The organism is Leuconostoc lactis, assembly GCF_007954625.1.
In the GTDB taxonomy this organism is placed as follows: domain Bacteria; phylum Bacillota; class Bacilli; order Lactobacillales; family Lactobacillaceae; genus Leuconostoc; species Leuconostoc lactis_A.
The window spans coordinates 207,368-220,090 of sequence record NZ_CP042420.1; the positions used below are offsets into that span (position 1 = coordinate 207,368).

Below are 12,723 nucleotides of genomic sequence, written 5' to 3' on the forward strand. Positions count from 1 at the left end.
AACAGATTGTTATTTTTCGGGAGAATTTAGGAGAATATGATGTTTCAACACATAAAACGCACAGTCATTTTGGCTGTTTTTTCTAGTGTCGTTGGCTTAATGGGAATTGCCCCAGTTGCCGCTGACCAAACCTATCGCGATGCAACACTGACGGGTGCAGAACAACGGCCGTTGGCCTTCAGTCAATCTAAACAACTTATCTTAGGTGATCATGATGACAAACAACGGGCAACGGATGCACATATTCAGTTGACTAATACTGATAAGCCAACTGCTAAACGCGCAGCACGTTTGACATACAATCCTGTTGGTTGGCACAACTATCGTTTCAAATATGAAAAAGTAACGGTAAAATCAGTAAAGAGTGGTTATTCAATCGTGGCCATTTAGTCGGTTATCAATTCAGCGGCCTCAATGACGAACCTAAAAATTTGGTGCCTGAAACCGCTTATTTAAATGCCGGTGCCCTTAAAAGCATGAACGCTGCTAATAAGCAATCCATGCTTTATTATGAAAATCATCTGGCCAAGTGGTTAAAGACACACAAAGGCTACCGCCTCGATTATCAAGTGACACCATTGTATCGCAACGATGAGTTACTACCACGACAAGTACGCTTGGCTTATGTTGGCTACAATCCGCGTGGTGAAAAAGTCAAAATTAATCTCCACTCATATCGTGAAGAAAATGGAAATGATGATGCGACTGTCGTCTACCTCAATAATGATAGTCCAAATGCCATTATTGATTACAGTAATGGTACCGCACGCAACACACTCAATAAAGCAAAAACACTAAAAGCTGAACAAGAAGCAGCTGACCAGGCCAAAGCTGAAGCCGAAGCTAAGGCCAACGCAGCAGCAGCCGCTCAAGCTGCTGCGGAAAGCGCTGCTGCAGAAAGTGCTGCGCGCGCCGCTAGTGAGGCCGCTGCGCAACAAGCAGCAGCGCAATCTCAGGCAGCGACGGCCCAAACTGCTGTCGCCCCCGCACCAGCCACTGGTAACATTAATAATACTGGGGCATACAAATGGGCTATTCAAGATGGCTATACTTGGCAAACCCGTAAAGGCCACTCAACACGTGTTGCACCTGGTGGTGCATTGCCAGCAGGTTATCATTGGCAAGTTCAATAAATTACCATACAACGACAAAATAAAAAAGCGCATAAGCGCTTTTTTATTTTGAGTCATCATCTGCGAACGGTGCTGATCACAACACGTCTTTAAAACTACTCAAGCACGGTTACTAGTTTTCTAAACTATTTACTTCGGATGACAATTGGTACGTTCGCCCATAAGCATCTCTTGTTAGCAAACCAAAATCTACTAATGCGCGTCTTAGCAATGGATAGTCCGCATAATCGGACCAACGCCGCAATACTAAATTAACGTCCTGTTCATCGTACGTTTTATCACTGTCAAACTTACTGGCTAAATAAGCAATCACGTCACGCTTTTTATGGTATTTCGCTGGCCATTGTATCAAGACCCCATCGTCATTTAAATAGGCTGTAATCCCCTGTGTCATTTGTTCCCTCCCGTTTTTCTGCAATTCTAATATTAAGTTGTCTCTATTATAAACCTCATTAAATTTTAATTCTAGTAAAATCGACAAGCCCTGATTAGCGACTTGATTAATGCGTGCATGTGTCAAATTGCGTTGACACAATACTGGTTTAATAATAAAATTGCAATATAAAATATCATTTTCCTATTTAAGTTTATCTAACACCGACGCAATCCAGTGCGTTACTGCGTCTTGAAATGCTAAACGTTAAACATTTACCAAACATGTTAACTAGCCTTTAATCCCTAACATCACATGTGCTGAGCAACCACACTAAAAGGCTAAGGAGAGATTTTTTCATGGCGAAAAAGATTGTTGATGAGAATAGCAACACAGACATTCAAAAGAAGCCATTTTATAAGCGCGGTTGGTTTTGGACACTAGCGATCATTGTCGTGCTTGTGATTGCGGCAATTGGTCGAGCAGACGACAGCGCAAAAAAGGTTTCCTCTGAACATAAAACAACTTCTTCAGCTAAGGTCAACCACAAAACCTTCAAAGTTGGTGATACTGTCAAGGCAGATGGCGTTACGTTAAAACTCAATAAAGTGGACTATTATAACGGTAGTTCAATTTCAACACCAGATTCTGGCAAGATGTTTGTGATGGTGAATGTCACCATTACCAATGTTGATCGCAACAAAGTCAGCTACAATCCATTAGATTTCAAATTAGACGATAATGGCAACCAAACTGACCTAACAGAAATTGTGCTAGACGATAACGGTCACAAAGTCGTCGGTGATGATTTGAAGTACGGTGACCTGGCCAAGGGGGCTTCCGTTACTGGCACACTCGTCGGTCAAGCTGTCCAAACAGATAAGCTCAAGTTAATTTACACAGGATCACTATTCTCAAAGGATGAGAAAATTACCTTTGACCTCGACTAATCCTTTATGCCCTTTTGGGCGTACATATATAGGCTAACCACCACATTATGATCGCACACAGGAGATGATTATGACGACAGCAGTACAAGTTATTTTTCTATTATTTGGCGCCCTACTGATTGGCGCATCAAAAAAACCAAACCCACGCCAACTCTACCAAAAATATATTGGTTATGCATTGCTCATTATCGGACTGATTATTTTAGCATACCGACTATTTAGCTAACGCGGTTCACTCAGGCAACAACAAAAATCACCTAATCGATCATAAGACGTGATTTTTAGAAAGGTATATCATGCTATATTTAACAGTCAAATTCATCATGACGCTCATTTTTTGGTTCTTAATTTTCAATTTATTCAATTTTATTTTTGAAAAACAAAAAGAAACAAATTATGGTGTCGTCAAGTTCGTCAATCAATTACGTTCGACACAATATACCGTATTTATTTTAAGCGTATTGCTAATCGGCTTTATCTTGAACTGGTTCATCACACAGGGTGATTTTTATTACAAATGGCTGTTCATCTATTCAATCGTGCTCATATATTTGTTTTGTTTAAACAAATATCGAGATAAAAAGTAACTGTTCGACAGGATATTTTTTGCCATAAAAAAGGTGTTACAGTAAGTTTCTTTGAAACTTAATGCAACACCTCGAAATACTTAGTAGCGCTAGAGGGGATCGAACCCTCGATTTCGGCCTGAGAAGCCGACGTCTTAACCACTTGACCATAGCGCCATAACAAAATATAAGTATACCGAAAAAATGCTGCCCCGTCAACAATCAATCAAAAATTCTGACTCGTGCGATTAAGCTTGGCACTGATGACCAATATGACGCAACGCTTACCTTGGCAAGCGTCCGAATCATCAATCCTCATTTGGCCCTTGCCTTTACATTTAATGTTAAGTTCGCTACACTCAAAGTACCAATTGTATAATACGTTACTGAATCCTGATAGACAATTAGAAAATACGTCAAATGACATCGAAGAAACAAGTAAAAAATTCGTATCATTTTATATGACGAACGTTAAACCATACTTGCACATTTCGCCTATCAAATGCCACTTCAGATCGTCACATACGCAGTTAATATAAGGAGCACAGTATGATCCAACTGACCCAACTCACTAAAAAGTTCAACAGCAAATTAGCCGTTAACCAATTAAACATGACACTTGAGCCAGGTCAAGTAATGGGTTTAATCGGACAAAACGGTGCCGGTAAAACGACGACTTTCCGTATGATTCTTAACTTCATTACGCCGACTTCCGGCACGATCACTTGGGATAATCGTCCCATCACGCAACAAGATAAGCAACGTATTGGCTTTCTCCCTGAAGAGCGTGGCTTGTATCAAAAGTTAACGATTGAAGAGCAAATATTATATTTCGCTGAACTACACGGCATGCGACGGGCAGATGCCCGAACAGCACTAAGTGATTGGCTCAAAAGACTTGATGTTGTGGGAAAAGCAACGGACAAAGTGCAGTCCTTGTCAAAAGGTAATGCACAAAAAGTTCAAATGATTGCCTCGCTCATTTTTAATCCTGAATTTATCATTTTAGATGAGCCCTTTTCTGGTCTTGATCCTGTCAACACCAGCATTATGATGAACGAAATCATCCGGATGCGCGATCAAGGTGCCATGATTATTTTTTCAAGCCATGATATGGACAACGTCACAAAAATTTCAGACCAACTCACCATGCTTAAAAAAGGTGAAGTTATTCTACAAGGCGGCGTGCAAGAAATTCGTGAACAGTTTGGTCGGACAAAAATCTACGTTGAAGGGTCCTTCACACAAGCCGAGTTGGCCCAGTTATCAGGGGTTGTTAGTGTCACCCCACGCGGCGCAGGCTTTGACCTCGTTGTCACAGATGAAGCTGTGGGTCATGATATTTTCAACTATGTTACCCGAAACGGCTACATTCCGGCCTTCTCTCAACAACCCCCAACACTAGATGATATTTTCCGACAGGAGGTCGCTCACAATGCCTAATGGACTCATGATCGTCATTAAACAGACGTACCGTAATCATTTCAAATCTCGCGGTTATTGGCTCTTAGTCCTCTCGCCAATCATTTTTGCTGGTATTATTGCTGCGGTTGTCTTTGGCATTACAAAAATGCAAGGCAACACCACCCCAAATGTGGCAGTCGTCGGCAACCCTGCTGTACGCCAAGTCATGATTAAAAGCGAAAAAAACCTCGATCTGAAAGTATCACGTATAACAACACAAGCAGAAGCAAACAAATCACTCGACAAGCAAACCCTTGACGGTGTTCTCACTTTTAATGCTAATGGTGCCACACTCACGACACAGCCTAAAAGTAACAAAATCAATCAAGAGGCAATCAGCAGTGTCTTAGGTAATCTGGCCCGCACACAAAAAGCCGCCCAGTACGGTCTCACACCAGAACAGACCCAAGCATTGATACAGCCTTATCAGTTAAAGTCTGTCGTCAAGCAAGCTGACAACCGTACCACAAATGGTGATAATTCATCAATGGCCAACTACGGCATCGCTGTTGCCATTGGCGTGATCACAATGGTCGTCGTGATGTGGTATACCTCAATGATTGGCACAGAAATCGCCAACGAAAAGTCGTCACGTATTATGGAAACCTTGTTGGCTGCGACATCATCAAACATTCAATATTTCGGTAAAATCATTGGTATTTTTGCGCTAACGCTCACACATATGCTCCTTTACTTGGTTGCCGGTATCACTGCCTATATTATCTTTAAAAATAATGCAGCAGTTGCTGAGATTGCGCATAACTTCTCCGGTATCACTGTAGGATTTACTGTTTATGCTGTTTGCTTTATTTTAGTAGCCGTGGCCTTGTATCTCGTACTGACTGCAATCATTGCCTCCCTCGTTAATGATAATTCACAAGTTCAACAAGCTGTTGGTCCCGTGACGGTGCTGGCCATGATTGGTTATTTCTTTAGTTACTTTATGACTAACATGCCAAACAATATCGTGATTAAAATTTTAAGTTACGTCCCATTTATTTCACAAAGTATGATGCCTGTCCGCCTGGTTACCAAGGTCGAATCCTGGCCAGCTGCCATTGTGGCCCTGGCTTTGTCGGCCATTGCGCTAGTCCTTCTAGCTTGGTTTGGCCGTGGTATTTACGCGAAAAACGTCTTGTCATATAGTGATGACAAGATTATGGCGCAACTCATCCGAAATATCAAACACCGCGATTAAACTGAGGTTCTTATGACAACACCTTTCTTTCTCACCAATAAAAAATGGTATACCTTTGAAACCCGCACCACAGCGGATGGGATACCCTTTCAACGTTTTGAACTCACCAACAAAGCGACGCCAGAAGCGATTGCTAGCTTCAAAGCAACCATGATTGCCATCGGACCAGAGGGTCAAATCGAGCCGGATAATTTAAATCGCTTTCAACAAGCATTAGGCTATGCCGCACGCCGACACTATCTCTCAGAAGCACATGGGTTATCTGATAACGAATTAGCCCAAACACTGGCATTTATCAGTTATGCGATTCGCTCTTATCAACTACTCGATGATTCGCTGACACCACCCAATACACTCATTTTTAGCAAGCGTATTGCCACACTCTACCGGCAATTTTTGAAGCAACATCCCACCCGTATTGATGATCTCGACCTCAATGCATGGATCATTGCCCAAGACCAGCAACTGACACAATAAAAGCCTACGACAATTGTCGTAGGCTTTTTTGACTAGTCATACCAGCTGTCAGCGAGTTTTTTGTGTGACTTGAGCCAGTCAGCAGCCGCATCCTTCGGTGATTTACCATTCTGAATGGCTAACATGACACTTTCCATGTCATCTTTCGTCCAGTGGAAGTTATCCAAGACCTTTTCAAGTTTTGGGTTATCTTGTTTCAAACCTTTGCGGGTAAAGGTTTGAATATTTTCACCCTTACCCATTGTTTCCTTTGGATCAGCCAAATACTTCAAATGGTACTTACTAAACATCCAATGTGGTGACCAACCTGTCACAACAATATCTTTTTTAGCTTTGTAGGCCTTATCAAGTGCAATGGCCATCGCACCAGATGATGAACCTTGCAACTGCCACCCCTTCAAATTATCATAACTGTCCAATGTTTTTTGCGCACTAGCCATTTCACCAGCCCCAGGCTCAATCCCGGTAATGGTTTTATCCGCCTGATTAGATAAATCAGCAATTGAATTAGCCGCCATATAATCCGGCACGACTAATCCCGTTTTGGCACCGCGTAAGTTAGGGCCCAGCATGTCGACATCATTTTTAAATTTGTTATACAACACTTTATTCGTATATGGCAACCAAGCACTGACAGAAGCGTCAATTTGCCCCTTCGCGACAGATTGCCACAAAACAGCACTATCAAGCGGTGTCATGGTCACATTATAACCGTGTTGACGCAAAGATTCAGCTAACACGTTAGTTGACGCCACTTCCGAATCCCATTCCACATAACCAAGGTTCACGCGTTGGCCTGTCGCCTTCTGGGTTGTCATCACATTAATGGCACCGCCAGCAATCATAACAAGCACTGTGGCTAGAATCGTCCAGCGCTTCCAAGGTTTGGTTTCAGCCTTTTGACCTGGTTGTGTTGTTAACTTTTGGGTAAAGCGATCAATAATAATCGCCAGAATCACTAACCCAAGACCATTGACGAAACCTAAACCAATGTCAGCGTGTTGCACAGCTGACAAGACACCACGTCCTAAGCCAGGTGCCCCGATCATTGAGGCCGTCACAACCATTGACAAGGCCAACATAATCGTTTGGTTCGCACCAGCTAAGATCGTGTTACGCGCACTCGGCAATTCTAACTTGATTAACTTTTGCCAAGTTGTTGACCCAAAAGAATCAGCTGCTTCAACTAATGATACGGGGACTTGACGAATACCAAGATCCGTCATCCGCACCATTGGTGGCAAAGCAAAGATAATTGAGGCAAACACCCCTGGCACCACCCCAATTCCGAAGAATGCCACTGCCGGAATTAAGTAAACGAAACCGGGCATCGTTTGCATAAAGTCTAGAATTGGCTTCACAATGGCTGCTGTTTTTGGCGATTTAGCAGTTAGAATCCCCAATGGAATACCAATAACTAACGAAATAACCGAAGCCATGATAACCAATGTCAACGTACTCATCAAGTCTTCCCACAGATTTTGGTTGGCCACAATGGCTAAACCAAAAAGGGTAAACGCTGGGAAACCAATTTTTTTAGGTGTAGTTAAAATGGCAATTAACGTGATACCAGCAATCATTAGCGGCATTGGAATCGCAGTCAAGCCGTTGGTCAAGCCATCCATGACAGCTTGCCCGACGTGTTGCATGACATTAAATAAACCAGATAGATGATCGGTTAACCAGTTAACGCCCGCCGTCACCCAGTCTTCTAAGGGTAATTTAGGTATATTAAGCATGTTCGTCCTCTCCTTGTGTATCAGCTAACGCTTCCAAAACACCACCACGAATGATGACACCTTTGACCCGATTGCTGTCGTCAACAACCGCAACAGGGGTTTGGGCATCGTAAATGATTGGCATAATGTCCACAATTAACGTGTCTAATGAAACCGTTGGCATCTCAGAAACCACCTCAGTCAGTGGTGTTTTATCACGGCGCGCAGTCACAGCTGCATCAGATGACAAATAACCAAGGAGCTCACGGTTACGGTTGACGGCAACCAGACCAGAAACTTCTTCATCCGACATCTTACGCAACGCCACCGTTGGCCCATCGACAGTCAAGTTCGTCGTTAAGGCTGGAATCATAATACTTTCCGCTGTCAACACCTTTGTCCGATCAACGCCACCGATAAATGTTCGCACATAATCATTGGCTGGATTGGTCAAAATTTCTTCACCCGTACCGACTTGTTGCAACTGACCATCTTTCATAATGGCAATATGGTCACCAATGTGTAAGGCTTCATTCAAATCGTGCGTAATAAAGATAATGGTCTTGCGGACATTCGCCTGCAACTCCAATAGTTCTTCTTGCATTTCACCACGAACCAGTGGATCTAAGGCAGAAAACGCTTCATCCATCAATAAAATATCAGGATCATTGGTCAATGCACGAGCTAAACCTACACGTTGTTGCATCCCACCAGATAGTTGGGCTGGGTATTGATCTTTAAAACTCAGTAACTTCGCGTTATCTAAAGCTTTTTCGGCCCGTTGACGCCGTTCGGCCTTGTCAACACCCTGCACTTCTAGCCCGTATTCCGTATTTTCAAGCAACGTCCGATGGGGAAATAGCCCGAAATTTTGGAACACCATGCTCATCTTTTTACGTCGAATATCCAGCATTTGTTTCTTATTAAACTTCGTAATTTCTTGTCCATCAATAAAGAGCTGTCCATCCGTTGGTTCAATCAATCGATTGAGCAAACGAATCAAGGTTGATTTTCCGGAACCTGAAAGGCCCATAATCACGAAGATTTCGCCTTCTTCAATGGTCATGTTGATGTCATACACACCAACCGTACTCCCTGTCTTTTCGACAATCTCGTTCTTACTCTTATTTTGCTTCACCATCTTCAACGCCGCTTTTGGGCGTTTCCCAAATATTTTGGTTAGGTGCTTTATCTCGACTTTATTCGTCATGAAATCCTCCACTTCGTTTCAAATGAGCGTTTCTACCCATCTCCCATTGACTCTGTTTGCGATTTAACTTATACTTCAAAGTGACAACTTATTATAAAAACTAGATTGCCTCTCAAAGTGATGTCTTCTATTCTGTCACAAGTTGTCACTTTTGTCAAATGAGGTAACTTTTGGAGAGCCATATGCGAACAATTAGAGAACCACGTTATCGTAAAATCGCCTATCAAATTGCACAGAAAATCGCTGACAACGATTACCCCGTTGGTAGCAAGCTACATGCGCGTTCAACGCTATCCGTGGCCTTCGGTGTCTCGTCAGAAACGGCCCGAAAAGCGGTCAGTGTGCTCGCTGATTTGCAGATTGTGAAACCAATTCATGGTAGTGGGGTTGAAGTTTTATCTCGTGAACGCGCCAAGGCCTTTTTGAAGCAGTCGGAAACAACGTTTGATATTCAAGCCTTGCACGGCCAAATTAATGATCTGATCGCACAACAAAAACAAGATATTCACACATTAGAACAAACCTTATCGCGCCTATTTGACCAAACACAACGCGTCCAACGCCATCGTCATAGTCCATTGACGCCCTATGAACTTGAGTTACATGACGATAGTCCTAAGCTTGGCTTATCAGTCGGCAGTCTTAACCTCTGGCAAAGCACAGGTGCCACGTTGGTTGCCATCCTACATCATGATGAACTTATCGTCTCACCAGGGCCTTATGCGGTAATTGAACGGGGTGATACCTTGTATTTTGTCGGTAACGAAGCAGTCGTTGAGACAGTTTACAATTTCTTTTATCAAAAATAACATGCAAAAAAACGACAGTCGCCCTGTCGTTTTTTTATTGTCTTGACAACCAATCACCTTAATTGTAAACTTAAATAATTAAATAGGTTTACAAAGGAAAACACATGAAAATACAAAAGCTCACCCTCACCGTCATGATGATAGCCTTACTGATTGTCATGGCTTACCTGCCCGCCATCCCCGTTGGCTTGGTACCCATTGTCGTGCAAAATCTCGGCATTATGCTGGCTGGCGCACTCCTTGGTTGGCGTAACGGCGCACTCGCGATTATTGTCTGGCTCTTCATGGCCGCCATCGGGTTACCTGTCTTGGTTGGCGGAGCTGGCGGCTTCCCACACTTTTTCGGTGCAACAGCCGGTTATATTTGGTCTTATCCCGTTGCGGCTGCACTGATTGGGCTGAGCGTGCAGACCCTTGATCGTTTGAAAAAAACCAATTTTGTGACCTTATTACTCGTCATTTTAATTTTTGGTGCGGTGCTTGTTGATGTCAGCGGTGCAATTGGCTTGCATATTGTGACCCATATGCCGCTGCCACAGGCTTTGTTATTACAACTCACATATGTGCCAGGTGACTGTGCGAAGGCTGTTATTGCTACAGTAGTCACCCTGGCGTTACGGCGCCGCTTTCCCCAACTCACCCATGTTTAATATCTTAGGTATCGCAACTGATGCTGCTGGACGCTGCACACATTGGCATACTGAGGTCGATATTATTGCCAACAAATGCCAGCAGTGCCAGACTTACTACGCCTGCTATTTATGCCACAATACGCTGACAACGCATGAATTTGCCCCCGTTGCTTTGACGGCACTAAGTGTTCTTTGTGGTTCATGTGGGTTAGAGATGACAGGTAACGCCTATCTCACACAAACAACCTGTCCCCAGTGCCATCATGCCTTTAATCCACAATGCCATCTACATCAACAGATTTATTTTTGCTAAAATAAATGTATGACAACTGTAGAAAAATTATTGCATATTTTCGTCAACCATGCCGACGAATGGGTATCTGGTGAAACCATTGCCACTGATCTCCGCATTTCTCGTGCTGCCGTCTGGAAAGCCATCAATAAATTGACTGAAGCCGGCTTTATGATTGAAAGTCAGCGTGGTTTAGGTTACCGTTATATCCCCAATGAAAAAATGACCAGCACCGAAATCCAGCACCTCTTGGGCGTGCCAATGGCGATTCGCGTTTTTGATTCATTAGACTCTACCAATCGCTATGCTAAGCTGGCCTTAATAGATGAGACGCTCAACGCGCCGCTGGTAGTCATTTCAAACATTCAAACACACGGGGTTGGTCATTTAGGTCGTTCATTCTTTTCCCCTAGCCAAACAGGGCTTTATTTGAGTATTGCCTTGCCCCTGACTTTTCAAGATACTGTCAAACCACATTTATTGACGATTAGTACTGCCGTTGCTGTGGCGAAAAGTATCCGGACCCTCTTTGGGGTTGACCTACAGTATCAATGGCTGAATAACTTATATTTAAATCAGCAAAAAGTCGGCGGGATTCTCACTGAGGGCATCATGACCTTAGAAAGCCAAACTTTTTCGGGCTTGGTTGTTGGCATTGGGCTGAATCTCACCCCACCGCATACCACACAACCGCAACCAATGGGTGCAATTACACCAGAATTGACCTTGTCACGCAACGCAGTTGCCGCACAAATTATTCAAGACTTTTTCCAAATGTACGAACAATACCAATCTGGCATGTATTTACCAGCTTATCGGCGTCATTTGATTGGCTTAGGCGAAACAATAACGATCACCCAACCTGATCAAACGATTACCGGACAACTGTTACAAGTGACTGATGACGGTTATCTACAACTACAAACACCAACTGGTATTATTACGCTAACCAGTGGTGATCAACTATAAAAAGGACAGGTCAACAAGACCTGTCCTTTTTATTTAGCTTGCTGTTGTTCAGCAAGTGTGACTGTATTTTCTAATAGGGTCGCAATCGTCATTGGCCCAACACCACCAGGTACTGGGGTAATGTAGCTGGCAATACCTTGAACAGATGCAAAGTCAACATCCCCGACCGCTTTACCGTCAACATAATTCATACCGACATCAACGACAACAGCACCTTGTTTCAAATCGGCGCCGTTAATAAAGTTTGGCTTACCAACACCGACAACAACAATATCGGCATCTTTCAAATATCTTTTTAAGTCAGCGGCTGGTGTGTAACGATGTGCTAATGTCACCGTCGCATCCGCGTTATTGAGTAAAGCAAACATTGGGCGGCCAAAAAGTTGTGAACGACCAACGACCACTGCCTGCTTACCAAACGTTTCAATACCATAGTGATTAAGCAAGGTCATCACACCTTGCGGTGTTGCGGCAACGGTGTAATCCGCCAACGCATCTGCAAAGAGCATCCCCTGTACTGTGGCACCTAAACCATCAGCGTCTTTATGCGGGGCAACCGCTGAGAAAACTTCACGTTCTTTGACACCTTCAGCCAAAGGACTTTGGACTAAAATACCCGTAATGTTGTCATCCGCGTTCAATTCAGCCACCAATTGCAACACGCTTTCCATGGTTGCATTGGCGTCAGTTGGAATATCTTTTGTTTGAATGCCCAATGCCGCTGCTTTTTTAGATTTCATGCCAACATATAAACGACTCCCGTCATTTTGTGGGTCATAAATTACAGCCAGCGTTACTGGCTTATCCAGCTTCGCCACGCGTTCAGCAGTCTTGGCATTCGTGAGCTTTGCCACAGCTGCGCCATCAAGTATTTCAGTCATCAAAATGCTCCTTCGTTTGTCCGCACTTTTATGTTATATTTTTCTTAACAA

The 12,723-nt window shown here is 43.4% G+C and carries 15 protein-coding genes and 1 tRNA gene; 11 read left to right on the forward strand and 5 right to left on the reverse strand.

The window, feature by feature from the left end:
• The first annotated feature begins 36 nt into the window (after nt 1–36).
• Nucleotides 37–390, forward strand: coding sequence for a hypothetical protein (locus FGL80_RS09100; protein WP_147001706.1), 354 nt, complete (start codon nt 37–39; stop codon nt 388–390).
• The gene (locus FGL80_RS00970) at nt 354–1,133 is read left to right on the forward strand and encodes a DNA/RNA non-specific endonuclease (RefSeq protein ID WP_147001707.1); all 780 of its coding nucleotides are present in this window, start codon (nt 354–356) and stop codon (nt 1,131–1,133) included. The genes FGL80_RS09100 and FGL80_RS00970 overlap by 37 nt, the downstream gene beginning before the upstream one ends.
• A 112-nt stretch (nt 1,134–1,245) precedes the next feature.
• Here the strand turns inward: FGL80_RS00970 and FGL80_RS00975 are convergent, their stop codons facing one another.
• A complete protein-coding gene (locus FGL80_RS00975; RefSeq protein ID WP_010004893.1) occupies nt 1,246–1,527 on the reverse strand; it encodes a DUF2087 domain-containing protein in 282 nt (93 codons plus the stop codon).
• A gap of 338 nt (nt 1,528–1,865) precedes the next feature.
• On the opposite strand from FGL80_RS00975, the gene FGL80_RS00980 reads away from it, so the two are divergent.
• On the forward strand, nt 1,866–2,456 hold the full coding sequence (locus FGL80_RS00980; protein WP_147001708.1) for a DUF4352 domain-containing protein: 591 nt from the start codon (nt 1,866–1,868) through the stop codon (nt 2,454–2,456).
• A 70-nt stretch (nt 2,457–2,526) separates the two neighbouring features.
• Nucleotides 2,527–2,682, forward strand: a complete 156-nt coding sequence (locus FGL80_RS09030) for a hypothetical protein (RefSeq protein WP_186737163.1) — start codon at nt 2,527–2,529, stop codon at nt 2,680–2,682.
• Nucleotides 2,683–3,127: 445 nt separating this feature from the next.
• On the opposite strand, the gene FGL80_RS00985 is transcribed toward FGL80_RS09030, so the two are convergent.
• Nucleotides 3,128–3,199, reverse strand: a tRNA-Glu gene (locus tag FGL80_RS00985).
• A gap of 372 nt (nt 3,200–3,571) precedes the next feature.
• Here FGL80_RS00985 and FGL80_RS00990 point away from each other — a divergent pair.
• From FGL80_RS00990 to FGL80_RS01000, 3 genes are read left to right on the forward strand one after another with little or no spacing between them, the layout of a single operon-like run.
• Nucleotides 3,572–4,465: an ABC transporter ATP-binding protein gene (locus FGL80_RS00990; RefSeq protein ID WP_147001709.1), complete on the forward strand. Its 894-nt coding sequence runs from the start codon at nt 3,572–3,574 to the stop codon at nt 4,463–4,465.
• Complete coding sequence (locus FGL80_RS00995; protein WP_147001710.1) at nt 4,458–5,684, forward strand: ABC transporter permease; 1,227 nt, start codon at nt 4,458–4,460, stop codon at nt 5,682–5,684. The genes FGL80_RS00990 and FGL80_RS00995 overlap by 8 nt, the downstream gene beginning before the upstream one ends.
• A 12-nt stretch (nt 5,685–5,696) precedes the next feature.
• Complete coding sequence (locus FGL80_RS01000; protein WP_147001711.1) at nt 5,697–6,161, forward strand: substrate-binding protein; 465 nt, start codon at nt 5,697–5,699, stop codon at nt 6,159–6,161.
• Between the two features lie 32 nt (nt 6,162–6,193).
• Here the strand turns inward: FGL80_RS01000 and FGL80_RS01005 are convergent, their stop codons facing one another.
• Complete coding sequence (locus tag FGL80_RS01005) at nt 6,194–7,900, reverse strand: ABC transporter permease/substrate binding protein (protein WP_147001712.1); 1,707 nt, start codon at nt 7,898–7,900, stop codon at nt 6,194–6,196.
• Nucleotides 7,893–9,089 (reverse strand): quaternary amine ABC transporter ATP-binding protein, encoded by a 1,197-nt coding sequence (locus FGL80_RS01010; protein ID WP_147001713.1) that lies wholly within the window; start codon nt 9,087–9,089, stop codon nt 7,893–7,895. The genes FGL80_RS01005 and FGL80_RS01010 overlap by 8 nt, the downstream gene beginning before the upstream one ends.
• A gap of 182 nt (nt 9,090–9,271) precedes the next feature.
• Between FGL80_RS01010 and FGL80_RS01015 the strand changes: the two genes are divergently transcribed.
• The 4 genes from FGL80_RS01015 to FGL80_RS01030 all read left to right on the forward strand — a co-directional run bounded on the left by FGL80_RS01015 (nt 9,272) and on the right by FGL80_RS01030 (nt 11,791).
• Nucleotides 9,272–9,898 carry a GntR family transcriptional regulator gene (locus tag FGL80_RS01015; protein WP_010000150.1) on the forward strand — a complete coding sequence of 209 codons (627 nt, stop codon included), beginning with the start codon at nt 9,272–9,274 and terminating at the stop codon, nt 9,896–9,898.
• A 104-nt stretch (nt 9,899–10,002) separates the two neighbouring features.
• Complete coding sequence (locus FGL80_RS01020) at nt 10,003–10,548, forward strand: biotin transporter BioY (RefSeq protein ID WP_147001714.1); 546 nt, start codon at nt 10,003–10,005, stop codon at nt 10,546–10,548.
• Nucleotides 10,541–10,843, forward strand: a complete 303-nt coding sequence (locus tag FGL80_RS01025) for a CHY zinc finger protein (protein WP_147001715.1) — start codon at nt 10,541–10,543, stop codon at nt 10,841–10,843. Before FGL80_RS01020 ends, FGL80_RS01025 begins: the two co-directional genes overlap by 8 nt.
• Before the next feature lie 9 nt (nt 10,844–10,852).
• Entirely contained in the window at nt 10,853–11,791 is a 939-nt protein-coding gene (locus FGL80_RS01030) for a biotin--[acetyl-CoA-carboxylase] ligase (protein ID WP_147001716.1), read from the forward strand.
• 29 nt (nt 11,792–11,820) lie between these two features.
• On the opposite strand, the gene FGL80_RS01035 is transcribed toward FGL80_RS01030, so the two are convergent.
• Complete coding sequence (locus FGL80_RS01035; protein ID WP_147001717.1) at nt 11,821–12,672, reverse strand: bifunctional 5,10-methylenetetrahydrofolate dehydrogenase/5,10-methenyltetrahydrofolate cyclohydrolase; 852 nt, start codon at nt 12,670–12,672, stop codon at nt 11,821–11,823.
• Between the last annotated feature and the right edge of the window lie 51 nt (nt 12,673–12,723).

Excerpts from the sequence above, each read along its gene's own strand:
- FGL80_RS01000 (WP_147001711.1), top strand. The coding sequence starts at position 5,697 with ATGACAACACCTTTCTTTCTCACCAATAAAAAATGGTATACCTTTGAA.
- FGL80_RS09030 (WP_186737163.1), top strand. The coding sequence starts at position 2,527 with ATGACGACAGCAGTACAAGTTATTTTTCTATTATTTGGCGCCCTACTG.
- FGL80_RS01030 (WP_147001716.1), top strand. The coding sequence starts at position 10,853 with ATGACAACTGTAGAAAAATTATTGCATATTTTCGTCAACCATGCCGAC.
- FGL80_RS01035 (WP_147001717.1), bottom strand. The coding sequence starts at position 12,672 with ATGACTGAAATACTTGATGGCGCAGCTGTGGCAAAGCTCACGAATGCC.
- FGL80_RS01025 (WP_147001715.1), top strand. The coding sequence starts at position 10,541 with ATGTTTAATATCTTAGGTATCGCAACTGATGCTGCTGGACGCTGCACA.
- FGL80_RS01005 (WP_147001712.1), bottom strand. The coding sequence starts at position 7,900 with ATGCTTAATATACCTAAATTACCCTTAGAAGACTGGGTGACGGCGGGC.
- FGL80_RS01010 (WP_147001713.1), bottom strand. The coding sequence starts at position 9,089 with ATGACGAATAAAGTCGAGATAAAGCACCTAACCAAAATATTTGGGAAA.
- FGL80_RS01020 (WP_147001714.1), top strand. The coding sequence starts at position 10,003 with ATGAAAATACAAAAGCTCACCCTCACCGTCATGATGATAGCCTTACTG.
- FGL80_RS00990 (WP_147001709.1), top strand. The coding sequence starts at position 3,572 with ATGATCCAACTGACCCAACTCACTAAAAAGTTCAACAGCAAATTAGCC.
- FGL80_RS00995 (WP_147001710.1), top strand. The coding sequence starts at position 4,458 with ATGCCTAATGGACTCATGATCGTCATTAAACAGACGTACCGTAATCAT.
- FGL80_RS00980 (WP_147001708.1), top strand. The coding sequence starts at position 1,866 with ATGGCGAAAAAGATTGTTGATGAGAATAGCAACACAGACATTCAAAAG.
- FGL80_RS00975 (WP_010004893.1), bottom strand. The coding sequence starts at position 1,527 with ATGACACAGGGGATTACAGCCTATTTAAATGACGATGGGGTCTTGATA.
- FGL80_RS01015 (WP_010000150.1), top strand. The coding sequence starts at position 9,272 with ATGCGAACAATTAGAGAACCACGTTATCGTAAAATCGCCTATCAAATT.
- FGL80_RS09100 (WP_147001706.1), top strand. The coding sequence starts at position 37 with ATGATGTTTCAACACATAAAACGCACAGTCATTTTGGCTGTTTTTTCT.